Here is a 25,025-nt window from a genome sequence, read left to right on the forward strand (position 1 = left end):
GCGGCAGACAGGCGGGAAGAAGTCAACCCGCCGGAACCCGTACGAGGAGGAGGCCGTCCGCCAGCCGGCCCTCGAAACGACTCCCTGCGCAGCGGCGGCACCGTTCTTCCGCTGCCCACCCGCAGCACGCCCGCGCCGTCCTGACTCCGACACCGGCCCCGGAGTCGTCCGGCGGGCGAAGGGGGACGCCGGGCGTGGCGCCCTCGCCCCCACCGGCAGTCGTCACACGGCTAGGGTCCGGCGTGCCCGAAAGCCGCCTGACGCTCCATCAGAACGAGCGTCCAATGAGCGTCACGAGCGTCATTTCAGCGTCAGGACATCGCCCGTAACGCCCGCACCGCACATAACACGCACGCACAAAACCGCAGGTCAGAAGCCCTTCGCTACCGGCTCAAGGATCGCCACGCACTCCACATGATGCGTCATCGGAAACAGATCGAACACCCGAAGCGTCCGCACCCGATACCCCCCCTCCCGGAAGTACCCCAGATCCCGAGCCAGCGCAGCGGGATCGCAGGCGACGTACGCGATCCGCCGAGCCCCCAGCGACGACAGGTGCTCGACCGTCTTCCGTCCCGCCCCCGCCCGCGGCGGGTCGAGGACGATCAGGTCGACCTCGGTGATGCCGGTGCGCGGCAGGACGCTCTCGACCTTGCCCTGTTCGATGCGGACCCGGTCGAAGGCGGCGAGGTTGTGCCGGGCGTCCTCGACCGCGCGCTTGCCGGACTCGATGCCGAGGACCGCGCCCTGGTCGCCGAGGCGGTCGGCCAGTGCGCCCGCGAACAGGCCGACACCGCAGTACAGGTCGAGCGCCATGTCGCCCTTGCGCGGGAGCAGGCCCTGCATGACCGCCTTCACCAGGGTGTCGGCCGCCTGCGGGTGGACCTGCCAGAAGCCGCCGCTGCCGACCCGGTGGGTGCGGCCGTCGGCCCGCTCGCGCACGAAGGCGCGGCCGTGGACGCGGTGGATGCCACCGTCCTTCTCCTCGACGCGCATCACGGACACGGGCTTGTCGAGTTCGACGAGGGGCAGGCGGGCACCGGGGCGGGGCTCCAGGATGACCATGCGGTCCTGGGAGCCGGTCGCCGCGATCGCCTCGACCGAGGCCATCCCGGACCAGTCGCGCTCCTCGATGCCCAGCTCGCTGACGCCCGGCGCCGCGATCATGCAGTGCTCGATGGGCTCGACCTCGTGCGAACGGTGGCGGCGCAGACCGGCGTTGCCGTCGGCGTCCACCGCGTACTGCACGCGGGTACGCCAGGCGGGCACCTCCCCGGCGGGCAGCTTGTCGCCCTCGGCCGGCATCACCGTGCCGTCCCAGCCGGCCTCCTCCGGGGTGAGACCGGCGAGCCGCTTCAGCTGCTCGGCGACGACCTCGCCCTTGAGGCGCCGCTGCGCGCCGGGCTTGGCGTGCTGCCAGTCGCAGCCGCCGCAGCGGCCGGGGCCGGCGTAGGGGCAAGGCGCCTCGATCCGGTCCTTGGACGCTTCGAGCACCGAGACCGCGTCGGCCCGCAGGAACCGCGCGCCCTCCTCGCCCTCGGTGACCCGGGCCACGACCCGCTCACCGGGCAGCGTGTGCCGGACGAACAGCACCTGGCCGTCGGCCGTGCGGGCGATGCAGTGCCCGCCGTGGGCGACGGGGCCGACCTCGACCTCGTATTCCTCCCCGACCAGCGATTTCTTCGGTTCTGCCTGCATGGCGGGGTGACTCCACAACGTCAAGGGAAGAGGCGGGACGACAACCCCGCCAGGACAACAGCCGACCAGTCTACTTCGGCGCCGACGGCTCCTTCGCCCGCTGCTCGGCCGGCCCGCGCCGCACCGCACCCGGCGCGCTCCACTCCTGCCGCCTGCGAGCGCGGTTCTTCGCCGCCTCCGAGGACTGGAGCTGGTACGGCACGGAGGTGACCATGACGCCCGGCGTGAACAGCAGCCGGCCCTTGAGCCGGAGCGCGCTCTGGTTGTGCAGCAGGTGCTCGTACCAGTGGCCGACCACGTACTCGGGGATGATCACGGCCACCGCGTCGCGCGGCGACTCCTTCCTGAGCCCCTTCACGTACTCGATGATCGGCCGCGTGATCTCGCGGTACGGCGAGTCCAGGACCTTCAGCGGTACGTCGATCCCGCGCCGCTCCCACTCGGCGCGCAGTGCCTTGGTCTCGGCCGGGTCCACGTTGACGCTCAGGGCCTCCAGCGAGTCCGAGCGCATCAGCTTGGCGTACGCCAGCGCCCGCAGCGCCGGGCGGTGGATCTTGGAGATCAGGACGACGGAGTGGACGCGGGACGGCCGCAGGGTGTCGTCGCTCGGGCCCTCGGGGGCGGCGAGCTCCTCGGCGACCCGGTCGTAGTGCTTACGGATCGCCGTCATCGTCGCGTAGAAGATGCACATGCCGAGCAGGGCCACCCAGGCGCCGTGGGTGAACTTGGTGACGAGGACGACGACCAGGACGAGCCCGGTGAAGAAGGCGCCGAAGGCGTTGATCGCGCGGGAGCGGATCATGTGGCTGCGCTTGGCGGCGTCCTTCTCGGTGGCCAGGTGGCGGTTCCAGTGCCGGACCATGCCGGTCTGGCTGAGCGTGAAGGACACGAACACGCCGACGATGTAGAGCTGGATCAGCCGGGTCGAGTCGGCGCCGTAGATCCACACCAGGAGTCCGGCCGCGCCGGCCAGCAGCACGATGCCGTTGGAGAAGGCGAGGCGGTCGCCGCGGGTGTGCAGCTGGCGCGGGAGGTAACGGTCCTGCGCGAGGATCGAGCCGAGCAGCGGGAAGCCGTTGTAGGCGGTGTTGGCGGCGAGGAACAGCACCAGCGCGGTGGCCGCGGCCAGCACGACGAACAGGAAGCTGCCCTTGCCGAAGACGGCCTCGGCGACCTGGGAGATCACCGGGTTCTGGACGTAGTCGGAGCCGAGGGGGACGCCGTTGTGGATCAGGTCGACGGCCGGGTTCTCGGCCATGCGGACCTTGGTGTCCATGGCCAGGGCGATGATCCCGCAGAACATGGTGACGGCGAGCAGGCCCATCATCGCGAGCGTGGTCGCCGCGTTCTTCGACTTGGGCTTGCGGAAGGCCGGCACGCCGTTGGAGATGGCCTCGACGCCGGTGAGCGCGGCGCAGCCGGAGGAGAAGGCGCGCAGCAACAGGAAGACAAGGGCGAATCCGGCCAGACCCTGGTGCTCGGCCTTGATGTGGTAGTCCGCCGTCGGTGCCCGCATGGTGTCGCCGAGCACCAGGCCGCGGAACGCACCCCACGCGATCATGATGAAGACGCCCGTGACGAAGACGTACGTCGGGATCGCGAACAGCGAGCCGGACTCCTTCATGCCCCGCAGGTTCATCAGCGTGAGCAGGATGATCACGGCGATCGCGCAGAACACCTTGTGCTCGACGACGAACGGGATCGCGGAGCCGAGGTTCTCGATGCCGGAGGCGATGGAGACGGCGACCGTGAGGACGTAGTCGACGAGCAGCGCGCTGGCGACCGTGAGGCCGGCCTTGGGGCCGAGGTTGGTGTTGGCCACCTCGTAGTCGCCGCCACCGCTCGGATACGCGTGCACGTTCTGCCGGTAGGAGGCGACCACCGTGAACATCAGCACGACGACCGCGACGGCGATCCAGGGGCTGAAGTGGTACGCCGACACACCCGCGATGGACAGGACCAGCAGCACCTCGCCCGGCGCGTACGCCACGGACGACAGCGGGTCGGAGGCGAAAACGGGTAGGGCGATGCGCTTCGGCAGGAGCGTTTCCCCCAGCCGGTCACTGCGCAGTGCGCGCCCGATCAGGATCCGTTTGGGCACGTCGGTCAGTTTGGACACAACAGAGAAGCGTAAGCGTTCGAACGGGCGAACAACCACCCGGCACCCCGCATCTGCTCTCCGGGTGAAATCGGCGACCGCCCCGGCTGCGGATTTCACAGGTGGCCGGATCGGCATGCCTATATGACAAGACCCCGCCCCTACTGCTCCCGGAGGTCCCATGCACACGCCCGCAGAGCTGATCGGCGCCGCTGCCGCCCTCGTCGGCCTCGGAATCCTCACGCTCGCCAGCGTCCGCAGCATCAGCCGCCGTTGAACGGCACGAAGTCGGGGCAACCGTGCACAGGGGTGCCGTCGTCCTACCGCGCGTGTGTAGCTTGGGCGTCGGTCTGAGACCCTGATGTGGCTGAGCAGTACTTATTGACACCGGAAGGACGGTCGTGCACATCGTCATCATGGGCTGCGGGAGAGTGGGTTCCGCTCTCGCCCAGACCCTGGAGCAACAGGGGCACACGGTCGCCGTGATCGACCAGGACCCCACCGCCTTCCGACGACTGGGCTCCGGTTTCGGCGGTCGTCGAGTCACCGGAGTCGGCTTCGACCAGGACACCCTGCGTGAGGCGGGCATCGAGGAGGCCGGCGCCTTCGCCGCGGTCTCCAGCGGCGACAACTCCAACATCATCGCCGCCCGGGTGGCCCGCGAGATGTTCGGCATCGAGAACGTCGCGGCCCGGATCTACGACCCCCGGCGCGCCGAGGTCTACCAGCGCCTGGGCATCCCGACGGTGGCCACGGTCCGCTGGACCGCGGACCAGATGCTGCGCCGGCTGCTGCCCTCGGGCGCCGAGCCGCTGTGGCGCGATCCCACCGGCGGCGTCCAGCTGGCCGAGGTGCACGCCTCGACCGCCTGGGTGGGCCACAAGATCAGCAGGATGCAGGAGGAGACGGGCGTCCGCGTGGCGTTCCTGACCCGCCTCGGCGAGGCGATCCTGCCCACCTCGCAGACCGTGCTCCAGGAGGGCGACCTGGTCCACGTGATGATGCGTACGGACGACATCGAGAAGGTCGAGGCGTCCTTCGCCGAGGGCCCCGAAGAGGAGGGCGGTCACTGATGAGGGTCGCCATTGCCGGTGCCGGCGCGGTCGGCCGCTCGATCGCGGGCGAACTGCTGGAGAACGGCCACGAGGTCCTTCTCATCGACAAGGCGCCGACCGCCATCTCGGTCGAGCGCGTCCCGCAGGCGGAGTGGCTGCTCGCCGACGCCTGCGAGATCACCTCCCTGGACGAGGCCGCGCTCCAGCGCTGCAACGTCGTGATCGCCGCGACCGGCGACGACAAGGTCAACCTGGTCGTCTCCCTGCTGGCGAAGACGGAGTACGGCGTCCCGCGGGTCGTCGCCCGGGTGAACAACCCGAAGAACGAGTGGCTGTTCAACGAGTCCTGGGGCGTGGACGTCGCCGTCTCCACCCCGCGCCTGATGTCCGCCCTGGTCGAGGAGGCGGTGAGCGTCGGCGACCTGGTCCGTCTGCTCCGCTTCAGCCACGGCGACGCGAACCTGGTCGAGCTGACCCTGCCGGAGGAGTCGGCCCTGGCGGGCACGACGGTGGGCGACGTGGAGTGGCCCGAGGACACCTCCCTGGTCACCATCATCCGCGGCACCCGCGTCCTCACCCCGTCCCAGGAGGACTCGCTGGAGGCCGGCGACGAACTCCTCTTCGTGGCCGCCCAGGCCCGCGAGGAGCAGCTGGAGGACCTGCTGTCGGTCCGCAAGGAAGAAGCTTCCTAGTCGGTACGACGACGGAGGGCGCCCTGAGAATCTCAGGGCGCCCTTTCCAACTCAGCCCGTCCGGCGTTTGAGGACGAGGCCCCTTCAGGGCCGAAGCGGGGATCCGGGGGCGGCAGCCCCTGGCGACGTCCGCGCCGACTCCGGAACGGCTAGGCCTCCCGGCGGTGACGACCCCCGGCCGTTTCCTCGCGGGCCGCGCGCTCGCGCTCCTCCTCGGCCTTCTCCTCGGCCTCCATCTCCGCGAACACGTCGATCGGCGTCGGCGCCTTCGCGAGGAAGACCCAGGTCAGCCACACGGCCAGCAGGAACGGCGGGATCTTCAGAGCGACCAGGACCCAGCCCAACTGTGCCGGGTCGGCCCAGAAGTACAGCGGGAAGAGGATCGCGCACTTGGCGAGCAGGATGCCGCCCCAGGCGTAACTGGCCTTGGCGTACGCCTTCTTGCGGCCGGGGTTGCGGGTCCGCCAGGAGAGGTTCTCCTTGAAGACCGGGCCGAGGATGAGCCCCATCAGCGGCACGCCGGCGAGCGTGGTGATGACGTACGCCAGGCCCAGGCCCAGCGTGTACAGCATGCCTGGCAGATAGAAGTTCTTGGCGTTGCCCGTCATCATCGCGAAGACGACACCGAAGGCGACGCCGAAGACACCGCTGAAGGCGTGCTTGACGGTGTCCCGCATGACCAGACGGACCACGACCAGCAGCAGGGACACCGCGAGCGCGGCGATCGCCGACAGGTGCAGGTTTTTGTTGATCGTGAAGATCGTGACGAAGAGCAGGCCCGGCAGAACCGTCTCGACCATGCCCCGGACGCCACCGAAGGCCTCGAAGAGGGCGGCCTCGGTCACCGCCCGTGCGTCGTCGGCCTGAGTGTCTTCGGTCGGCTTGTCGAGAGACGTCACCGGCTACTCCCGTCCCACGGGTCGGAGTTCGTATTTCGGATTGAACAGCACCCGGCGGCCCCGGCTCAGCGAGATCCGGCCCGACGCGATCAGCTTGCGCCCCGGCTCTATCCCGACGATGGAGCGTCTGCCGAGCCACACCACGTCCAGGGCGGCGGAGCCGTCGAACAGCTCGGCCTCCAGGGCCGGGACGCCCGCACGCGGCCGCAGGGTGACCGTGCGCAAGGTACCAGTAACGGTCACGATCTGGCGGTCGTGACAGTCGCCGATCCGCGTGCAGCCGGCGGTCGCGGTGTCCTCCCGCAGCTCCTCGGACTCCAGGTCCTCCTGCGACGAGGAGAGCCGGCCGAGCATGCGCCGGAACCGGCCCACCGGCTTCTCGGAACGAGGAACAGCACTCATATCCGAAAGCGTACCGGGGTGCGCCGACAGCGTTGTACCCGCAGCACTAGCGTTCGAACCGGTATCCCATCCCCGGTTCCGTGACGAAGTGCTTGGGATGCGAGGGGTCCGCCTCCAGCTTCCGCCGCAGCTGGGCCATGTAGACCCGCAGGTAGTTCGTCTCCGTCCCGTACGACGGCCCCCAGACCTCCTGGAGAAGCTGCTTCTGGCTGACGAGCCGGCCCGTGTTGCGGACCAGCACCTCCAGCAGGTGCCACTCGGTGGGCGTGAGCCGGACGTCCTTTCCGTGCCGCTGGACCTTCTTGGCGGCCAGGTCGACGGTGAACTCGTCGGTCTCCACCAGGACGTCGTCCTCGTCGCCCCCGGTGGGCTCGGCGCGGCGCACGGCGGCCCTGAGGCGGGCCAGGAGCTCGTCCATGCCGAAGGGCTTGGTGACGTAGTCGTCGGCGCCCGCGTCGAGCGCCTCGACCTTCTCGTCGGAGGAGTGCCGGGCGGACAGCACGAGGATCGGCACCCGGGTCCAGCCGCGCAGCCCCCTGATCACCTCGACGCCGTCCATGTCGGGCAGGCCCAGGTCGAGGACGACCACATCGGGGTGGCGGGCGGCGGCGAGCCTGAGGGCGGTGGCGCCGTCGTGCGCCGCGTCCACCTCGTACTTGCGCGCCTTGAGGTTGATCACGAGGGCGCGCACGATCTGCGGCTCGTCGTCGATGACCAGCACTCTGGTCATGTGGCCTGCCTTTCGGGTTCCGCCTCGTCGAAGGGGTCTACGAGGAGCTGTGCGTGCGTGTCCGCCGCGCGGAGCGTCAGCACCATGGTGAGGCCTCCCCCGGGCGTGTCCTCGGCGTTGAGAGTGCCGTTCATGGCCTCCGCGAAACCCCGGGCCACCGCGAGCCCGAGCCCCACCCCGGCGCCGCGCGGGGCGTCGCCGTAGCGCTGGAAGGGCGCGAAGATGCGCTCCTTGGCCTCGTCGGGGACGCCGGGGCCGCGGTCGACGACCCGTACCTCGACCCGGTCGGCGATGGCGCTGGCGGACACCCGGACGGGGGTGCCGGGCGGGCTGTACTTGACGGCGTTCTCGACCAGGTTGGCCACCGACCGCTCCAGGAGGCCCGGGTCGACGGCGACCATCGGCAGCGACTCCGGTACGTCCAGTTCGACGCTGCCGTCGGGGACCCCGCCGAGCGCCATCGGCACCACCTCGTCGAGGTCGATCTCGCGGATGATCGCGGTGACCGTGCCGGTCTGCAGGCGGGACATGTCGAGCAGGTTGCCCACGAGGTGGTCGAGCCGGTCGGCGCCCTCCTCGATGCCCTCCAGGAGCTCGGCCCGGTCCTCCTCGGACCAGGCCACGTCGTCGGACCTGAGCGAGGAGACGGCGGCCTTGATCCCCGCCAGCGGCGTCCGCAGATCGTGCGACACGGCGGCCAGGAGCGCCGTACGGATGCGGTTGCCCTCGGCCAGCGTGCGGGCCTGGTCGGCCTCCTCCTGAAGCCTGCGGCGGTCCAGGGCTACGGCGGCCTGGGCGGCGAAGGCGGCGAGCACCCGGCGGTCCTCGGCGGGCAGCACCCGGCCGGTGAGCGCGAGCGCCATGTGGTCGCCGACCGGCATGTCGACGTCGGCGTCCTCCGGCCGCTCCACGGGCGGTCCGAGCCCGGCCCGGCCCGCGCAGGTCCACGGCTCGACGTCGCTCGCCCGCTCCAGCAGGGCCGCCGACTCCATGCCGAAGGTCTCCCGGACGCGCTCCAGGAGCTCTTCCAGGCGGGTCTCACCGCGCAGCACGTTCCCGGCGAGGAAGGAGAGGATCTCCGACTCGGCGCGCAGCCGGGCGGCCTGGTGGGTCCTCCTGGCGGCCAGGTCGACGACGGAGGCCACGGAGATGCCGACGCCGACGAAGATCACGATGGCGACGATGTTCTTCGGGTCGGCGATGGTCCAGCGGTGCAGGGGCGGTGTGTAGAAGTAGTTCAGCAGCAGCGAGCCGACCGCGGCCGAGGCGAGCGCGGGGAAGAGTCCGCCGAGCAGGGCCGCCGCGACCACGACCGCAAGGAACAGCAGCATGTCGTTGGCGAGGCCGAGGTCGACGGTGGTGAGCAGGACGGTCAGGAGCATCGGTGCCGCCACGCCGACCAGCCAGCCCCACAGGATCCGGGCCCGCCCCAGCCGGGCGCCGCGTGCGACCGGCAGGCCGCGTCCCTTGGCGACCTCGTCGTGGGTGACGATGTGCACGTCCAGGTCGGGTCCGGACTCCCGGGCGACGGTCGCTCCGACGCCGGGGCCGAAGACGTACTGCCAGGTCTTGCGGCGGGAGGAGCCGAGGACGATCTGGGTGGCGTTGACCCCGCGCGCGAAGTCGAGCAGGGCGGCGGGTATGTCGTCGCCGACGACGTGGTGAAAGGTTCCGCCAAGATCCTCGACGAGGGTTCTCTGGACGGCGAGTTCCTTGGGCGAGGCGGAGGTCAGCCCGTCGCTGCGGGCTATGTAGACGGCGAGCACCTCACCGCCCGCGCCCTTCTCGGCCAGCCGCGCGGCCCGCCGGATCAGGGTCCGCCCCTCCGGCCCGCCGGTCAGCCCGACCACGATCCGCTCCCTGGACCCCCAGATCTTCGAGACGCGGTGCTCGCTGCGGTACTGCTTGAGGTACTCGTCGACCCGGTCGGCCACCCACAGCAGCGCGAGTTCGCGCAGGGCGGTGAGGTTGCCGGGCCGGAAGTAGTTGGACAGGGCCGCGTCGACCTTGTCCGGCTGGTAGATGTTGCCGTGCGCCATGCGCCGCCGCAGCGCCTGGGGCGACATGTCGACAAGCTCGATCTGGTCGGCCCGCCGCACGAACTCGTCGGGCACGGTCTCCTGCTGGCGCACCCCGGTGATCGACTCGACGACGTCGCCTAGGGACTCCAGGTGCTGGATGTTCACGGTCGAGACCACGTCGATCCCGGCCGCCAGCAGTTCCTCCACGTCCTGCCAGCGCTTGGCGTTGCGCGAGCCCGGGATGTTGGTGTGCGCGAGTTCGTCCACCAGGGCGACGGCGGGGGCCCTGCGCAGTACCGCGTCGACATCCATCTCGGCGAAGACGGAGTCCCGGTACTCGATCTCGCGGCGCGGGATCTTCTCCAGCCCGTGCAGCATCACCTCGGTGCGCGGCCGTCCGTGATGCTCAACGAACCCCACGACACAGTCGGTGCCCCGCTCGATCCTGCGGTGCGCCTCGGACAGCATCGCGTACGTCTTGCCGACGCCCGGTGCCGCACCGAGGTAGATCCGAAGCTTGCCGCGTCCCATGAGCTCATTGTCTTCCGGTCACCACTGCCTACGCAGCGCCGACCTTACGGCCAACAATCCCGACAAAGGGGGCCGACGGCGGCGTGGGCCCGCTCTTTGACACAACCCTGACGGGGGGTGGGTAGGAACGGGTCGGGGCCCTGCCCGGCAGCGCGGGGGGGCGATCCTTGCCATGCAGACCTTGCCGACGCCAGGGGCCCGGCCCGCCTCGCGGGACACGTACGGCAGCGCTGGGCGATCTGCACACGGTCCGCCTCGAGCGCGGGACTCGCGTCACGTCCCACGGCGGCGTTCCCTGCCCGACGGCTCATGCAGACGCCACGGACCCGGCTCGCCTCAGCGACATGTCCGGCAGCACAGGGGCGACCCTGCACAGGGTCCGCCTCGGAACGCGAGGCTCCCCAGCCCGGCAGCGATCGCTGCCCACACTTGCGAACGGGCCTGACCGCGCAGTGACCACCCGTACGCGCGTGGCCGGCCCACCTCAGACAGACCTGGCCACGCCGGAACAGCCCTGCACGCGCAAAACCGCCCAGTCAACACCCCTACGCCCGGCCGGCCCACCCGCCACGTCCGCACCGCTCATCAGAGCAGCGCACCCAGCCCAGGCGGAACATGCCGACACCACAAGCCCGGCCCACCTCGCACAGGCCCGGCCACGCTGGACCAGCCACACCCCCGAGCCCTTGCACGCACAAAACCCCGGCCACGCGCCGCGGCAGCAGCACCACAGGACCCGCGGCCCAATTCCGAACGGGCCCGACCGCCCAGCGAACGCCCCCCGGCCGGCCCACCCGCCACGTCCGCACCGCCCACCACAGCAGCCCCTCCAGCCCAGCGGAACACGCCGACACCAGAAACCCGGCCCACCTCGGACAGGCCCGGCCACGCAGGAACAGCCCTGCACCCGAGCCGTCGCACGCACAAACCCCCGGCCAGACGCCACGGCAGCAGCACCCCACGCCCCTCGACCCGATTCCGAACGGGCCCGACCCCCAGCGAACACGCCCGGCCGGCCCACCCGCCACGTCCGCACCGCACCGCACCGCCCCTGGCAGCTCACGCGAACCCCACGACCCCCCGCCCCACTCCCGAACAGGCCCCACGGCACAGTGGGCAGACCCCCACACGCCACGAGCACCCGTAGATCCCGCCCCAACAGGCGAGAACCCCCTCAACCCCCCACGATCTCCCCGTCCCCCACCTCAAGCACCCGGTCGGCCAGGTCCAGCAGCGTCGCGTCATGTGTGGCCACCAGCGCCGTGACGTTCTCGCTGCGTACGACGGCCCGCAGCAGCTCCATGACGGCGTGACCGGTCTCCGCGTCCAGTTGGCCGGTCGGCTCGTCGGCGATGAGGAGGGAGGGGTTGTTGGCGAGGGCGCGGGCGATGGCGACCCGTTGCTGCTGGCCCCCGGAGAGCTCACCGGGCCGCTGCTTGGCGTGGTCCGCGAGGCCGACCAGGGCCAGCAGCAGCTCGACGCGCTCCTCACGCGCGCGTGCGTCCATCCTGCGCAGCCGCATCGGCACGCCGACGTTCTCGGCGGCCGTGAGGATCGGGATGAGCCCGAAGGACTGGAACACGAAGCCGATCCGGTCCCGGCGCAGGGCCAGCAGCCCGTCCTCGTCCAGCCCGGCCAGGTCCACCCCGTCGAGCACGACCCGCCCCCGGTCGGGCCGGTCGAGCCCGCCGACGATGTTGAGGAGCGTGGTCTTCCCGGAGCCCGAGCGCCCCTTGAGGGCGACCAGTTCACCGCGCGGCACCTCGAAGGAGACCCCGCGCAGCGCGTGCACCGCGGCGGCCCCCTCACCGAACGACCTGTGGATGTCCTCGACCCGCACCATGGTCTCGGTGACCACCTGAGTCATGCGTCCTCCCCCGTGAGCCCTTCAGCCCTTGAGCCCTTGAGCCCGTAAAACCCTGGAGCCCGTAACCCGTCAGACTCGTGAAACCGGGCGCCAGTATCACCGTACGGCGCCCGGCCTTCAACGCTTCAGCTCGGGTTGTCCCCATGGGTGAGGGTCTCCCACGCCACGAACAGGTTGTTGCTGCCGGCCGGGCGGTTGCGCTCGGTCAGTGCCTGCGTGTTGGTCATGCCCATGCCAAGCCTGTTGTGCAGCGCGTTGTACCCGACCTCGGTGACCGGCCCCAGCCCCAGCTTCAGCGACCCGCCGCACAGCCGGCTCGGCACGGCCGTCCCCAGCTCGTACTTCGCCTGGAACCCCAGCGCCTGCCGCAGCCGTTCGCCCACGTCCGTGCCGTAGAGTTCCTGCCCCTGGATCCGGCTCGTCTCGGCGACGTGCGAGATCGCGGAGATGCCGTACCCGGTGTGCGTGAGGTCCCGGCAGGTCTCCTGGGTGAGGCCCGTGACGAAGGTGGACTGCCCCTGCCAGTAACCGACGATCTTGTCCCGGGTGTTGAGGTTCTGGCTCGGCACCGTCTTCGGCAGCTCGCCGTCGGAGTCGAGGTAGACATAGGCCGCGGTACGGGTGCGGAACTTCCCCATGGCCTTGTCGTACGACGCCTTGTCCTCCAGGAAGACGGAGATGCCGACGGCCGCCTCCATCATCGACAGCTCCCAGTTCCCGTTGGAGTTCGAGCCGTTGATGACCTCGGGCAGATAGACGTTCCGCAGCATGGTCGCGAAGCGCCCGGAGTTCGGCCAGCTCCCGGTGTACGTGTACTTGATGATCTCGGCGGCCCTGGGCCACGAGGAACCGGCCCAGCCGGTCTGCAGCGGCGCGTTGCTGTTGGTGTGGTCCGTGATCACCGCCGACCAGGCGTCCATGAGCTGGACGGCCTTCCTGGCGTACCGCTCGTCCCGGGTGATGTACCAGGCGAGGGCGTCGGTGTAGGCGGCGATCGCGTCCTCGCGCTCGTCGGTGCAGCCATGGTCGGGGTTCGAGTACGACCCGCACTCGACGACCGCGCGCGGCCTGGGCGTGCGGTTCAGATCGGCGTACTTGCTCGCCAGCATCTTGTCGAAGGCGCCCTTCCAGGGCTGGGCACCCGCGTTCACCTTTCCGCGGACGAAGTCCAACTGGGCCTGGGAGACGGTGACTCCGGGGTGGACGAAGGCGGCGGGAGCGGCCTCGGCGGGTCGTGCGAGGACACCCAGGGTGAACGCGGTGACGACCACCAGCCGTACTGAATGATGCATAGCGGCTCCGTTCTCGTATGTGAACGTCAAGCGCCTCTATGAACATAGGCGTTGGCGGATGACCGTAGGTACAGACCAATGCACCGTCAAGACTCCGCGCACGAAAAAGGGCCGCACCCCTGACGGGGTACGGCCCTCGACGTCGTACGACTACGACTACCGGACCTCGGTGATCTCCGGTCCGCGCTGGAGCTGACCCATGCCGCCGGAGAAGCGGGAGCCCTCGTCCTGCTGCTGGACGCCCTCGGGGACCATCTGGGCGTCGTTGGGCAGCTTGAGGACGATCGGGTCGCGGGGCGCCATCGGGCCCTCGCCGCGGACCACGACCGTGTCCCGGAAGATCTGCTCCAGGAGCCCGGCCGCCTGCGGCTGCACCGCGCCCTGGCCCGAGATCACACCGCGCAGGAACCAGCGCGGGCCGTCCACACCCACGAACCGCACGACCTGGAAGCCGCCCGTGCCGTCCGGCAGCTGCACCGGTACCTGGGCGCGCAGCTCCCAGCCCAGCGGACCCTCGACCTCGTCGACGATCCCGCCCTGCTGGGTGATGCCGGAGCCGATCTCCTCGCGCACCTCGCCCCAGATGCCCTCGCGCTTGGGAGCGGCGAAGGCCTGGAGCTGGATGGCGCTGTCGCGCAGCACGACGGTGGCCGCGACGATCGCGTCGCCCGCGACCTCGACCCGCAGCTCCATGCCCTCGACGCCCGGTACGAACAGACCGCCCAGGTCCACGCGGCCCTCGGCGGGGTCGCGGACCTCGGTGTCGTCCCAGGGCCCGTCGGGGCGGGGCTCCGGCTCCAGCCGTACGCGCTCGCGCTCTACGTCGTCCGCCTCAGCGTCGACACTGTCGACGACCTGCTCGGCCTCGCCGGCCGCGTCCTCGGCGGCACCCTTCTTGTTGCGACGTCCGAACACGTCACTGTCCTTCCCGGTCGGATACGACCGATGCGTATCGATTCCCACCCGTTGTGCCGCCCAGGGCGGCCTCAGCGCTTGTATCGCCCCCGTCGCCCACGGCGGCGTGACCGCCGGTGGACCCGAAGCCCCCCTCGGCCCGCGCCGAGTCGGGAAGCTCCGCGACCTCCTGGAAGCGGACCCTCTCGACCTGCTGGACGACGAGTTGGGCAATCCGGTCGAAGCGCTCGAACCGCACCGGCTCGTGCGGGTCGAGATTCACCACGATCACCTTGATCTCCCCACGGTACCCGGCATCAACCGTCCCCGGGGCATTCACGAGAGCGACACCGCAGCGGGCGGCGAGACCGGATCGGGGGTGTACGAAGGCCGCGTACCCCTCCGGCAGCGCCACAGACACCCCCGTGGGCAGCACGGCCCGCTCCCCGGGCTTCAGTTCACGGCTCTCGGTGGTCCGCAGATCGGCGCCCGCGTCACCGGGGTGCGCGTACGACGGGAGCGGTACGTCGGGGTCGACGCGCCGGATCAGCACGGCGAGTTCTTGACGGGGGTCACGGGTCACGGGTTCACCTCGAAGGCACGGGCACGCCGGACCTGGTCCGGGTCGTCCATGGCGGCCCGGATCTCCTCCGGGCGGCCGTTGTCGATGAAGTGGTCGACCTTGACCTCGACGAACAGGGCGTCCGCGCGGACCGCGACGGGTCCTTCGGGGCCGCCGATCCGGCCGGTGGCGGTCGAGTAGATCTTCCGCCCGGCCACCGCGGTCACCTCGGCCTCCAGATGCAGCGCCGTGCCGACCGGCACCGGCCGCACGAAGTCGGTCTCCAGGCGCCCGGTCACGGCGATCGTGCGCAGCAGCCAGTTGAGCGATCCCAGGGTCTCGTCGAGGGCGGTCGCCAGCACCCCGCCGTGCGCGAGTCCGGGAGCACCCTGATGGGCGGGGCGCACGGTGAACTCGGCGGTGACCGAGACCCCCTCGCCTGCCCGCGCCTCCAGGTGCAGCCCGTGAGGCTGCTCGCCGCCACAGCCGAAACACTGGCCGTAGTGCGCGCCGAGCAGCTCACCGGGCGCGGGTGCGTCCGGGTGCCGCACAGGTGGCGACGCGTCGGCGGGAGGCTGGAGAGCCGGGGAAGTACCACTCACAGGCGCAGACCTTACCCGCGCGTCGGCTCTGTCAGGACACCGTGCCAAGCTTGGTTTCATGCAGCCCTCCGCCGTCCCGTACGACGAACGCCTCACCGCCCCCCGCTCCTGGTGGCTGATCTCCCTCCTGGTCGGGGTGTCCTTCGCCCTGATCCTGCTCCCGTTCGGGACGCTTCCGCTGCTCGGCGGCCTGGTCGGCGGCACCGCCGCCGCGGCGGTCGTCGCGAGCTCCTACGGCTCGCTGCGCATCCGGGTCGTGGGGGGTTCGCTGATCGCGGGCGAGGCGAAGATCCCGGTGTCCGCGCTGGGTGAGGCGGAGGTCCTGGATCCGGAGGAGGCCCGCGCCTGGCGGACCCACAAGGCCGACACCCGCGCCTTCCTGCTGCTGCGCGCCTACATTCCCAGGGCGCTGAAGGTGGAGGTCATCGACCCGGACGACCCGACGCCGTATCTGTATCTGTCGACGCGGGAGCCGGAGCGGCTGGCCGAGGCGCTGGAGTCGGCTCGAACGGCCGCCGCCTAGAACGTTCGTGCAGAGCTTCACCCGACGGTGGGGCCCGGGCCCGGAAGTCACACGGAAGTCACACGGAAGTCTTACCCCTCCAGCTCCAGCGGGTTCGCCGGAGTCTCCAGGGTGGGCAGTCGGGACAGCTCGTCCCACGGCACCTGGATCCTCCGCAGGTCCTTGCGGACGTGCTCGGCGAGTCTCCTGGTGTCCCGGCGGTTCATGACCGCCCCCACGGCCGCGCCCACCATGAACGGCATCAGGTTCGGCAGGTCACGGATCATCCGCTTCATGATCTGCTGCCGCAGCTGCTGCTTCATCGGGCCGTTCAGCGCGCCGCTCACGGTCGACGGCTTCTTCACGTCGATCCCGCGCTCCCCCGACCAGGAGTTCAGGTACGCGGTGCTGCGCTCCTTGAGGTTGCCGGGCGGCCGTACCCCGTACACCTCGTGCAGTTCGGCGATCAGTTTCAGCTCGATCGCGGCCACACCGGTGATCTCGGCGGCCAGTTCGGTCGGCATCGCCGGCGGCACGGGAAGCATCGCCGCCGCGCCGACCCCCGCTCCGACCGTCGCCGTGGCGCTCGCGGCGCCGGTGACGAGCTTGTCCGCGATCTCCTCGGGTCCGAGTCCGGGGAACTGGCGGCGCAGGGTCGCGAGGTCCCGTACGGGCACACGCGGGGCTATCTCGATGATCCGGTCAGCGAGGTACGACAGGCCCGCCCTCGCCCGGCTGCCGCCCTTGCGGACCCCTTCCCGGGCCTTGTCCCGGATCGCCGACACCCTCCCCCGCTCTCGACTTCGCTCGAGCGGGGGGACCCCCAACCCGGCGACGGGCGCGGGCGTCCTGGTCGAATCGGCCGGCACCGGGAGGTCAGCCCGGTCGCCCACCGGTTCGAGCGAGGCTCCCTGATCGGAAGAGCCCCGCTCGTCGTCACGCGCGCGATGGGGGCCGTCGAACGGCCCCTGGTCCGCCCCCTTCCGGGGAGAGCGGCGCTTCCAAGGAGGGGTCGAGCCAGTCATGCCCGACCCGCCCTCAGTCGCAGTCGCGGCAGATCGGCTGGCCGTTCTTCTCGCGGGCCAGCTGGCTGCGGTGGTGCACCAGGAAGCAGCTCATGCAGGTGAACTCGTCCTGCTGCTTGGGAAGCACCCGGACGGCCAGCTCTTCGTTCGAGAGGTCCGCTCCGGGCAGTTCCAGGCCTTCGGCGGCCTCGAACTCGTCGACGTCCACTGCGGATGTCGACTTGTCGTTCCTACGCGCCTTGAGCTCTTCAAGGCTGTCCGAATCGACGTCGTCGTCGGTCTTGCGTGGGGTGTCGTAATCCGTTGCCATGTCGCTCTCCCCCTCTGGGTGTCTGCGGTGTCTCCAGCGCACGTAACGCGTGAGAGGCCGGACTTGTGCCCGACCCGAGGCGGAGATTTTGCCTCACATCAAGGTCTGTTACTCAATCGACACCCAACCGGACTCCTCTTGAGTGATCGGGTTGGATGGCGATCGGGACCGTACACGGTCCGAATCCCGCACTTCAAAGGCGTCTCACCGTGTACTTCCCGTGATCAGGACCCCTGAAAACCCGGATTATCCCGGCTTTCCGACAGGGTGCATGATCACGGAGAGTGGATGGCTGGAAATTCTCCCTTGTGATCGATCACACATGGGGTGGTTCTCCAGGTGCCCAGAAAATTCCGCGCAAAGCGAACATCCCTGTATGTCGATCTCAGTGCGGGGGCCATGGTCTCAGACCGGAAGGGTGACTCGCATCACGAGCCCACCCCCTTCGCGTGGCTGAGCGGTGATGTGGCCGCCGTGCGCCCGCGCCACGGACCGCACGATGGACAGACCGAGACCGACGCCCTTGTCACTGCCGGTGCGGTCGGCGCCGCGCAGCCGCTTGAAGGGCTCGAAGAGATTGTCGACCTCGTAGGCCGGCACGACCGGGCCCGTGTTGGACACCGTGAGCACCGCCTGGCCGTGCTGGACCTCCGTGGTCACCTCGACCCAGCCGCCTTCCGGAACGTTGTAGCGCACGGCGTTCTGCACCAGGTTCAGCGCGATCCGCTCCAGCAGGACGCCGTTGCCCTGGACGACCGCTGTCTTTTGCTCACCGCGGATCGCCACGCCCTTGGCCTCGGCTTCGCGGTGCACCTGGTCGACCGCCTGCCCGGCGACCTCGGCGAGGTCCACGGGCTTGCGCTCGACGATCTGGTTGTCGCTGCGGGCGAGCAGCAGCAGGCCCTCCACGAGCTGTTCACTGCGCTCGTTGGTGGCCAGCAGCGTCTTGCCCAGCTGTTGCAGCTCCACAGGTGCCCCTGGATCCGACAGATGCACCTCCAGGAGCGTGCGGTTGATCGCCAGGGGCGTCCGCAGCTCGTGCGAGGCGTTGCCGACGAAGCGCTGCTGGGCCGTGAAGGCCCGCTCCAGGCGCTCCAGCATGTCGTCGAAGGTGTCGGCCAGTTCCTTGAGCTCGTCGTCCGGGCCGTCCAGCTCGATACGGCGGGAGAGGTCCGAGCCGGCCACCGAGCGCGCGGTGCGCAGGATCCGGCCGAGCGGCGACAGGACGCGGCCCGCCATCGCGTAGCCGAAGGCGAAGGCGATGATCGCGAGACCGAGCAGGGCCAGCAGCGAGCGGCTGAGGAGGTCGTCCAGGGCGTGCTGGCGCTGGTCGTTGACGCACTTGTCCATCGCCTTGTTCATGACCTCGGAGGTGCCGCTCGAGGGCAGGTTGCTGCAGATGTCGCTGGTGACATTGCCCGAGGTGATCTTGAAGGGCAGTTCGCTGCCGACGTTCAGCGCCTGGGCCGCGATCAGGTAGATGATCGACAGCAGCAGGATGCCCGCGATCAGGAACATGCCGCCGTACAGCAGCGTGAGCCTTATACGGATGGTGGGACGCAGCCAGGGCAGCTGGGGCGCCGGCCGCCTGGGGTCCCAGGTGGGCTTCGGAGGTGCCTGGGGAGGTGCGGGTGTCGAGGCCACGGGGTATCAGATCCGGTAGCCGGAGCCGGGGACGGTGACGATCACCGCGGGTTCGCCCAGCTTGCGGCGCAGGGTCATGACGGTCACCCGCACCACGTTGGTGAAGGGGTCGGTGTTCTCGTCCCAGGCCTTCTCCAGGAGCTGCTCCGCGGAGACGACGGCGCCCTCGGAGCGCATCAGCACCTCGAGCACGGCGAACTCCTTGGGGGCGAGCTGGACCTCCTTGCCGTCGCGGAAGACCTCGCGGCGGTTGGGGTCGAGCTTGATCCCGGCGCGCTCCAGGACCGGCGGCAGCGGCACGCTGGTGCGCCGGCCGAGGGCACGCACGCGTGCCGTCAGCTCGCTGAACGCGAAGGGCTTGGGCAGATAGTCGTCGGCGCCGATCTCCAGGCCCTCGACGCGGTCGCTGACGTCGCCGGACGCCGTGAGCATCAGCACGCGGGTGGGCATGCCGAGTTCGACGATCTTGCGGCAGACGTCGTCGCCGTGGACCAGGGGGAGGTCGCGGTCGAGGACGACCACGTCGTAGTCGTTGACGCCGATGCGTTCCAGAGCGGCCGCACCGTCGTACACGACGTCGACGGCCATGGCCTCCCGGCGCAGTCCGGTGGCCACCGCATCGGCGAGCAGCTGCTCGTCCTCGACGACGAGTACGCGCACGTCGCTTGTCCTTCCTGTGTCCACCCGCGTAGCGCGCTCGGGCGCACGGGCAGGAGTTCGGGTGAGTGTCGGTCTCCATCCTGCCCTTTTCGGCCATAAGTCGGCGGTAAGGCGGATGAGGGGCGCCTGAAAGACAGGTGTGAGAGCGGGAATGCGGGATTTTCTCGCGCGGTTGAGGTTTCCGTCGAAGGGAGCGGGGGGAGGACGGCTTTACACCCCGCGATCACCCTCTGCATGTGCCGTACCACCATGCGGCACGCTGCGATCCGCTTCCGCAGAGCGGGCGTGGGTGTCCGGCACCGTCGCCGCCCAGCAGGGCAGCGCTGGGCACCTGCAGGAGACGTGATCGCCCCTTCCGATCGGCACACCCCCGTGCCACCGACCCACGACCCAGGACGAGGGGGCGCAGCATGGACGCATTCACCGCAGGACTTCTGCAGCGCATAAGGGCGACCGAGACCGATCTGACGCGGGCTCTTGACGAGGGCGACGACTTCCTCGTCGAGGTGGAGCAGGGCGAGCTCGACGACCTGCGCCGCCTCGCCGCCGAACACGGTGTGGAGGTCAGCGCCTAGCGTCTGATCGGCTTCGCGGCACGACAGCGGGCCCCCGGCGAATCCAGCGCCGGGGGCCCGCTGCGTCGGTGTCCGGGGTTGTTCACGGTGTTCGCCCGGAGTCGGCCCGTCAGTCGTGCCAGGCGCCGAGGTCCTCCAGGAGCCGTTGGAGGGGCTCGAAGACTCCCGGCGTGCCGGCGACGGTGAGGCCGGGGTTCGGGCGCTCTCCGGGGCGGCCACCGGTCAGGACGCCCGCTTCCCGGGCGATGAGGTCGCCCGCCCCGTAGTCCCAGGCGTTCAGGCCGCGCTCGTAGTAACCGTCCAGGCGGCCAGCGGCCAGGTCGCACAGGTCGACCGCCGCCGAACCGCCGCGGCGGATGTCGCGCACGAGGGGGATCAGCTTCTGGGCCACCTCGGCCTGGTGGGTGCGGACCTCGGTGACGTAGTTGAAGCCCGTCGACACCAGGGCCTGCTCCAGGGGCGGCGCCGGGCGGCAGGTCAGCCTGCGCTCGCCCTCCCACGCGCCGGTGGCCCAGGCGCCCTGGCCGCGGACCGCGTGGTACGTCTCGCCGCGCATCGGCGCCGCCACGACCCCGACGACGGTCTCGCCGTCCCGCTCGGCCGCGATGGAGACGGACCAAGTCGGCAGCCCGTACAGGTAGTTGACCGTGCCGTCGAGGGGGTCGATGACCCAGCGGACGCCGCTGGTGCCCTCGGTGGAGGCGCCCTCCTCGCCGAGGAAGCCGTCGTCCGGGCGGTGCCCGGAGATCAGGTCCGTGATCAGCTTCTCCGCCGCGATGTCCATCTCGGTCACCACGTCGATGGGGCTGGACTTGGTCCTGGCGACGGCGAGGTCGGCCGGGCGGCCGTCCCGCAGCAGGGCGCCGGCGCGTCGGGCGGCCTCCTGGGCCAGCCGAAGCAGTTCCGCGGGCAGGGGGTCGGTCACGGGGCTCCTCACGCGTAGGGGCTGTCGACGCCCGCGGCGGCGGGCTTGGCGGCGCGGGCCGGGCAGCAGCCGACCGGGCAGACGTTGTGGTCGGCCCCGAGCGCGCCGAGGGCGCAGGGCGCGACCTCCTGTCCGCGCTCCACGGCGGCACGCTCCAGGACCAGGTCGCGCACGGCGGCGGCGAAGCGCGGGTCGTCGCCGACGGTCGCCGAGCGGCGCATCGGCAGGCCGAGCTCCTCCGCCTTGGCCTTCGCCTCGGTGTCGAGGTCGTAGAGGACCTCCATGTGGTCGGAGACGAAACCGATGGGCGCGATCACCACGGCCGGGACGCCGGATGCGTGGCGCTCCTCCAGGTGGTCGCAGATGTCGGGCTCCAGCCACGGGATGTGCGGGGCGCCGGACCGTGACTGGTACACCAGCTGCCAGGGGTGGTCGACGCCGGTGCGCTCACGGACGGCGTCGGCGATCAGCCGGGCGACATCCAGGTGCTGCGCCACGTACGCGCCGCCTTCACCGTGGCCCTCGACCGGCCCGGAGGTGTCCGCGGACGCGGTCGGGATCGAGTGGGTCGAGAAGGCGATGTGGGCGCCGTCGCGAACCTCCTCGGGAAGCTCGGCGAGCGACTCGATCACCCCGTCGATCATGGGCTCCAGGAACCCGGGGTGGTTGAAGTAGTGCCGGAGTTTGTCGATCCTCGGCAGCTCCAGGCCCTCGGCCTCCAGGGCGGCCAGTGAGTCGGCGAGGTTCTCGCGGTACTGGCGGCAGCCGGAGTACGAGGCGTAGGCGCTGGTGGCGAGGACCAGGATGCGGCGGTGGCCGTCGGCGACCATCTCGCGCAGGGTGTCGGTGAGGTAGGGCGCCCAGTTGCGGTTGCCCCAGTAGATCGGCAGCCCCAGGCCGTGGTCCGCGAAGTCCTTGCGGAGGGCGTCCAGCAGGGCGCGGTTCTGGTCGTTGATGGGGCTGACCCCGCCGAACCGGAAGTAGTGCTGTCCGACTTCCTTCAGGCGTTCCTTGGGGATGCCACGCCCGCGTGTCACGTTCTCCAGGAACGGGACCACGTCGTCCGGGCCCTCGGGGCCTCCGAACGAGAGCAGGAGCAGGGCGTCGTAGGGGGTGGCGTCGAGCGCGTCTCGCATGGGTCGATCCTGTCATCCGGTACTGACAGCCGGGAAACGGCGGGGTGACCACCCGGGTTCCCCGGCCGTTCGTACATGTGTCCAAGCGGGTGCGTTAGGGTCGCCTCACTCGTAAGCTGTATGGGGCGTGTTCGCGCCTTACCGCTGCTCGAGCCGTACTCACCGGCCCACCGGAGACCCCTGTGCCCAGCCCCTACCGCGCCCTGTTCGCCGCCCCCGGCTCCAAGGGTTTCGCCGCCGCGGGCTTCGTCGGCCGGATGCCGCTGTCGATGATGGGCATCGGCGTGGTCACGATGATCTCCCAGCTCACCGGCAGGTACGGCCTCGCGGGCTCACTGTCGGCCACCATCGCGCTGGCGGCCGCGGCGATCGGCCCGCAGGTCTCCCGGCTGGTGGACCTGCACGGCCAGCGGCGGGTGCTGCGCCCGGCGACCCTCGTCGCGCTGGTGGCGTCCGCCGGGATGCTGCTCGCCGCGCACTTCGGCTGGCCGGACTGGGTGCTGTTCGTGTGCGCCGTCGGCATCGGCTCGGTGCCGAGCCTCGGCGCGATGATCCGGGCGCGGTGGGCGGCCCTGTACCGCGGCACCCCGCAGCTGCACACCGCGTACTCCTTCGAGTCGGTGGTCGACGAGGTCTGCTTCATCTTCGGGCCGATCATCTCCATCGGGCTGTCCACGGTCTGGTTCCCGGAGGCGGGTCCGCTGCTGGCCGCCTGCTTCCTGGCGGTCGGCGTGTTCTGGCTGACCGCTCAGCGGGCCACCGAGCCGGCCCCGCACCCGCGCGGGCAGGACGGCGACCGTACGGCACTGCGCGCGCCGGGCCTCCAGGTCCTGGTGGCCACCTTCGTGGCGACCGGGGCGATCTTCGGGGCGGTGGACGTGGTCACCGTGGCCTTCGCCGACGAACAGGGTCACAAGGGCGCCGCGAGCCTGGTGCTCGCCCTCTACGCGGCGGGTTCCTGCGTCGCGGGCCTCGTGTTCGGGCTCCTGCACTTCGGGGGACGGCCCGAACCTCGCTGGCTGCTGGGCATATGTGCCATGGCCGTGAGTATGATCCCCCTCCTACTGGTCGGAAACTTGCCGTTTCTGGCCGTGGCGCTGTTCGTAGCGGGCCTGTCCATCGCTCCCACGATGATCACGACGATGTCCCTGATCGAGCAGCACGTACCACGCGCGCAACTGACCGAGGGCATGACCTGGATCAGTACCGGGCTCGCGGTCGGGGTCGCGCTCGGCTCCTCCGTGGCCGGCTGGGTGATCGACGCGGCCGGTGCGCGCGCCGGGTATGGGGTTCCGGCGGTGTCCGGGGCCGTCGCGGTCGCGGTCGGTTTCCTGGGGTACCGCCGGCTCAAGAGGCCGGATCCACGTCGGGGAGGCAGCGTTGAGCACGGCAGCGAGCGCGAGGAACGGCACGTGGCGTAACTGGGGCGGCAATGTGTCCGCGCGTCCCGCGCGGGAGGTCACGCCCGCCTCGGTCGACGAGCTGGCGGCTGCCGTGCGCAAGGCCGCCGAGGACGGTCTCAGGGTCAAGGCCGTCGGCACCGGGCACTCCTTCACGTCGATCGCCGCGACCGACGGTGTGTTGATCCGTCCTCAACTGTTGACCGGTATCCGCAACATTGACCGGGATGCCATGACCGTCACGGTGGAGGCCGGCACCCCGCTCAAGAGGCTCAACATGGCTCTCGCGCGCGAGGGGCTGTCGCTCACCAACATGGGCGACATCATGGAGCAGACGGTCTCCGGGGCCACCAGCACCGGCACACACGGCACCGGCCGCGAGTCCGGCTCGATCGCCGCGCAGATCAGAGGACTCGAACTCGTCACGGCCGACGGCTCGGTGCTCAGCTGCTCCGAGAAGGAGAACCCCGAGGTCTTCGCGGCCGCCCGGATCGGCCTGGGCGCGCTCGGCATCGTCACCGCGATCACCTTCGCCGTCGAGCCGATCTTCCTGCTCACGGCCCGCGAGGAGCCCATGAGCTTCGACCAGGTCACCAGCTCCTTCGACGAACTCTGGGCCGAGAACGAGCACTTCGAGTTCTACTGGTTCCCGCACACCGGCTCCACCAACACCAAGCGCAACAACCGCAGCGCGGGCCCGGAGAAGCCGGTGCCGCAGCTCCAGGGCTGGTTCGAGGACGAGTTCCTCTCCAACGGCGTCTTCCAGGTGGCCCAGTGGGTCGGCCGGGCGGCTCCGGGCACGATCCCCTCGATCGCGCGGATCTCCAGCAAGGCACTGTCCGCGCGGACGTACACCGACATCCCGTACAAGGTCTTCACATCGCCGCGCCGGGTGCGGTTCGTGGAGATGGAGTACGCCGTCCCGCGCGAGGCCGTCGTCGAGACGCTGCGCGAACTGAGGACGGCTCTCGAGCGTTCCGGGCTGCGGGTCAGCTTCCCCGTGGAGGTGCGCACCGCGCCCGCCGACGACATCACACTGTCCACCGCCTCGGGGCGCGACAGCGCGTACATCGCCGTCCACATGGTCAAGGGGACGCCGTACCAGGCGTACTTCACGGCCGCGGAGCGGATCTTCACGGCGCACGAGGGGCGCCCGCACTGGGGCAAGGTGCACACGCGTGACGCCGAGTACTTCGACGGCGTCTACCCGCGCTTCGGGGAGTTCACCGCGCTCCGGGACCGGCTCGATCCCGACCGGCGGTTCCAGAACGACTACCTGCGGCGGGTGTTGGGGGCGTAGCGATTTCGTGAAGTACGCCACTTTCAAGATCGCGAAAACCGCTCAACGGACGGCCCGGGATCGCTTCTTGAACGAAGTTGAGTAGCGCGCCAATCCACGCTCGTGGCCCAAATGGAGTACTGTTGCGAGCCCTGGGTCCGGTCTCCCGCCAGGGCGTCCGTGGCCTTCAAGGGCGGCCGGGAGGGGGCCAGTTGCACAGGGTGAC

General features: G+C 70.3%; 23 protein-coding genes. 6 read left to right on the plus strand and 17 right to left on the minus strand.

Annotation, left to right across the window (positions count from 1 at the left end):
* Nucleotides 1–369: 369 nt before the first annotated feature.
* Nucleotides 370–1,698 (minus strand): class I SAM-dependent RNA methyltransferase, encoded by a 1,329-nt coding sequence (locus tag ACFYZ8_RS23835; RefSeq protein ID WP_388537299.1) that lies wholly within the window; start codon nucleotides 1,696–1,698, stop codon nucleotides 370–372.
* 70 nt (nucleotides 1,699–1,768) lie between these two features.
* Nucleotides 1,769–3,817: an APC family permease gene (locus tag ACFYZ8_RS23840; protein WP_359037180.1), complete on the minus strand. Its 2,049-nt coding sequence runs from the start codon at nucleotides 3,815–3,817 to the stop codon at nucleotides 1,769–1,771.
* 380 nt (nucleotides 3,818–4,197) lie between these two features.
* Here ACFYZ8_RS23840 and ACFYZ8_RS23845 point away from each other — a divergent pair, with 380 nt between their 5' ends.
* Nucleotides 4,198–4,869 (plus strand): TrkA family potassium uptake protein, encoded by a 672-nt coding sequence (locus tag ACFYZ8_RS23845; RefSeq protein ID WP_359037182.1) that lies wholly within the window; start codon nucleotides 4,198–4,200, stop codon nucleotides 4,867–4,869.
* Entirely contained in the window at nucleotides 4,869–5,543 is a 675-nt protein-coding gene (locus ACFYZ8_RS23850; protein WP_037710885.1) for a TrkA family potassium uptake protein, read from the plus strand. Before ACFYZ8_RS23845 ends, ACFYZ8_RS23850 begins: the two co-directional genes overlap by 1 nt.
* A gap of 149 nt (nucleotides 5,544–5,692) precedes the next feature.
* Here ACFYZ8_RS23850 and ACFYZ8_RS23855 read toward each other — a convergent pair whose 3' ends face one another.
* From ACFYZ8_RS23855 to ACFYZ8_RS23895, 9 genes are all read right to left on the minus strand, one after another.
* The gene (locus ACFYZ8_RS23855) at nucleotides 5,693–6,442 is read right to left on the minus strand and encodes a DUF3159 domain-containing protein (protein ID WP_388537302.1); all 750 of its coding nucleotides are present in this window, start codon (nucleotides 6,440–6,442) and stop codon (nucleotides 5,693–5,695) included.
* Nucleotides 6,443–6,445: 3 nt separating this feature from the next.
* On the minus strand, nucleotides 6,446–6,844 hold the full coding sequence (locus tag ACFYZ8_RS23860) for an OB-fold nucleic acid binding domain-containing protein (RefSeq protein WP_359037186.1): 399 nt from the start codon (nucleotides 6,842–6,844) through the stop codon (nucleotides 6,446–6,448).
* Nucleotides 6,845–6,890: 46 nt separating this feature from the next.
* Nucleotides 6,891–7,574, minus strand: coding sequence for a response regulator (locus ACFYZ8_RS23865; protein ID WP_359037188.1), 684 nt, complete (start codon nucleotides 7,572–7,574; stop codon nucleotides 6,891–6,893).
* Nucleotides 7,571–10,126, minus strand: coding sequence for an ATP-binding protein (locus tag ACFYZ8_RS23870; protein WP_388537305.1), 2,556 nt, complete (start codon nucleotides 10,124–10,126; stop codon nucleotides 7,571–7,573). Before ACFYZ8_RS23870 ends, ACFYZ8_RS23865 begins: the two co-directional genes overlap by 4 nt.
* Before the next feature lie 1,174 nt (nucleotides 10,127–11,300).
* Nucleotides 11,301–11,993: an ABC transporter ATP-binding protein gene (locus ACFYZ8_RS23875; protein WP_359037192.1), complete on the minus strand. Its 693-nt coding sequence runs from the start codon at nucleotides 11,991–11,993 to the stop codon at nucleotides 11,301–11,303.
* Between the two features lie 125 nt (nucleotides 11,994–12,118).
* Entirely contained in the window at nucleotides 12,119–13,285 is a 1,167-nt protein-coding gene (locus ACFYZ8_RS23880) for an alginate lyase family protein (RefSeq protein WP_388537306.1), read from the minus strand.
* A 156-nt stretch (nucleotides 13,286–13,441) separates the two neighbouring features.
* Entirely contained in the window at nucleotides 13,442–14,200 is a 759-nt protein-coding gene (locus ACFYZ8_RS23885; RefSeq protein WP_359037197.1) for a DUF3710 domain-containing protein, read from the minus strand.
* Between the two features lies 1 nt (nucleotide 14,201).
* Entirely contained in the window at nucleotides 14,202–14,762 is a 561-nt protein-coding gene (gene dut / locus ACFYZ8_RS23890; protein ID WP_359037199.1) for a dUTP diphosphatase, read from the minus strand.
* On the minus strand, nucleotides 14,759–15,343 hold the full coding sequence (locus tag ACFYZ8_RS23895; protein WP_388537307.1) for a PaaI family thioesterase: 585 nt from the start codon (nucleotides 15,341–15,343) through the stop codon (nucleotides 14,759–14,761). Before ACFYZ8_RS23895 ends, dut begins: the two co-directional genes overlap by 4 nt.
* A gap of 58 nt (nucleotides 15,344–15,401) precedes the next feature.
* On the opposite strand from ACFYZ8_RS23895, the gene ACFYZ8_RS23900 reads away from it, so the two are divergent.
* Nucleotides 15,402–15,866, plus strand: a complete 465-nt coding sequence (locus ACFYZ8_RS23900; RefSeq protein ID WP_359037203.1) for a DUF3093 domain-containing protein — start codon at nucleotides 15,402–15,404, stop codon at nucleotides 15,864–15,866.
* Between the two features lie 71 nt (nucleotides 15,867–15,937).
* On the opposite strand, the gene ACFYZ8_RS23905 is transcribed toward ACFYZ8_RS23900, so the two are convergent.
* The 4 genes from ACFYZ8_RS23905 to ACFYZ8_RS23920 form a co-directional block, all read right to left on the minus strand.
* Nucleotides 15,938–16,870, minus strand: coding sequence for a hypothetical protein (locus ACFYZ8_RS23905; RefSeq protein ID WP_359037205.1), 933 nt, complete (start codon nucleotides 16,868–16,870; stop codon nucleotides 15,938–15,940).
* A gap of 13 nt (nucleotides 16,871–16,883) precedes the next feature.
* Entirely contained in the window at nucleotides 16,884–17,180 is a 297-nt protein-coding gene (locus ACFYZ8_RS23910) for a DUF4193 domain-containing protein (RefSeq protein ID WP_005481602.1), read from the minus strand.
* A 405-nt stretch (nucleotides 17,181–17,585) separates the two neighbouring features.
* Nucleotides 17,586–18,824, minus strand: coding sequence for a HAMP domain-containing sensor histidine kinase (locus ACFYZ8_RS23915; protein ID WP_359037207.1), 1,239 nt, complete (start codon nucleotides 18,822–18,824; stop codon nucleotides 17,586–17,588).
* A 6-nt stretch (nucleotides 18,825–18,830) separates the two neighbouring features.
* Entirely contained in the window at nucleotides 18,831–19,484 is a 654-nt protein-coding gene (locus ACFYZ8_RS23920) for a response regulator transcription factor (protein ID WP_030605557.1), read from the minus strand.
* A 410-nt stretch (nucleotides 19,485–19,894) separates the two neighbouring features.
* On the opposite strand from ACFYZ8_RS23920, the gene ACFYZ8_RS23925 reads away from it, so the two are divergent.
* Nucleotides 19,895–20,059 carry a hypothetical protein gene (locus ACFYZ8_RS23925; RefSeq protein ID WP_185806268.1) on the plus strand — a complete coding sequence of 55 codons (165 nt, stop codon included), beginning with the start codon at nucleotides 19,895–19,897 and terminating at the stop codon, nucleotides 20,057–20,059.
* Between the two features lie 109 nt (nucleotides 20,060–20,168).
* Here the strand turns inward: ACFYZ8_RS23925 and ACFYZ8_RS23930 are convergent, their stop codons facing one another.
* The gene (locus ACFYZ8_RS23930; RefSeq protein ID WP_388537309.1) at nucleotides 20,169–20,984 is read right to left on the minus strand and encodes an inositol monophosphatase family protein; all 816 of its coding nucleotides are present in this window, start codon (nucleotides 20,982–20,984) and stop codon (nucleotides 20,169–20,171) included.
* An 8-nt stretch (nucleotides 20,985–20,992) separates the two neighbouring features.
* Nucleotides 20,993–22,120 (minus strand): ferrochelatase, encoded by a 1,128-nt coding sequence (locus ACFYZ8_RS23935; protein WP_388537310.1) that lies wholly within the window; start codon nucleotides 22,118–22,120, stop codon nucleotides 20,993–20,995.
* Between the two features lie 182 nt (nucleotides 22,121–22,302).
* Here ACFYZ8_RS23935 and ACFYZ8_RS23940 point away from each other — a divergent pair, with 182 nt between their 5' ends.
* Nucleotides 22,303–23,541: an MFS transporter gene (locus ACFYZ8_RS23940; protein WP_388537311.1), complete on the plus strand. Its 1,239-nt coding sequence runs from the start codon at nucleotides 22,303–22,305 to the stop codon at nucleotides 23,539–23,541.
* Nucleotides 23,501–24,820, plus strand: a complete 1,320-nt coding sequence (locus ACFYZ8_RS23945) for a D-arabinono-1,4-lactone oxidase (RefSeq protein ID WP_359037216.1) — start codon at nucleotides 23,501–23,503, stop codon at nucleotides 24,818–24,820. Before ACFYZ8_RS23940 ends, ACFYZ8_RS23945 begins: the two co-directional genes overlap by 41 nt.
* Nucleotides 24,821–25,025: the final 205 nt, after the last annotated feature.

Source organism: Streptomyces sp. NPDC001668 (assembly GCF_042893155.1).
Classification (GTDB): domain Bacteria; phylum Actinomycetota; class Actinomycetes; order Streptomycetales; family Streptomycetaceae; genus Streptomyces.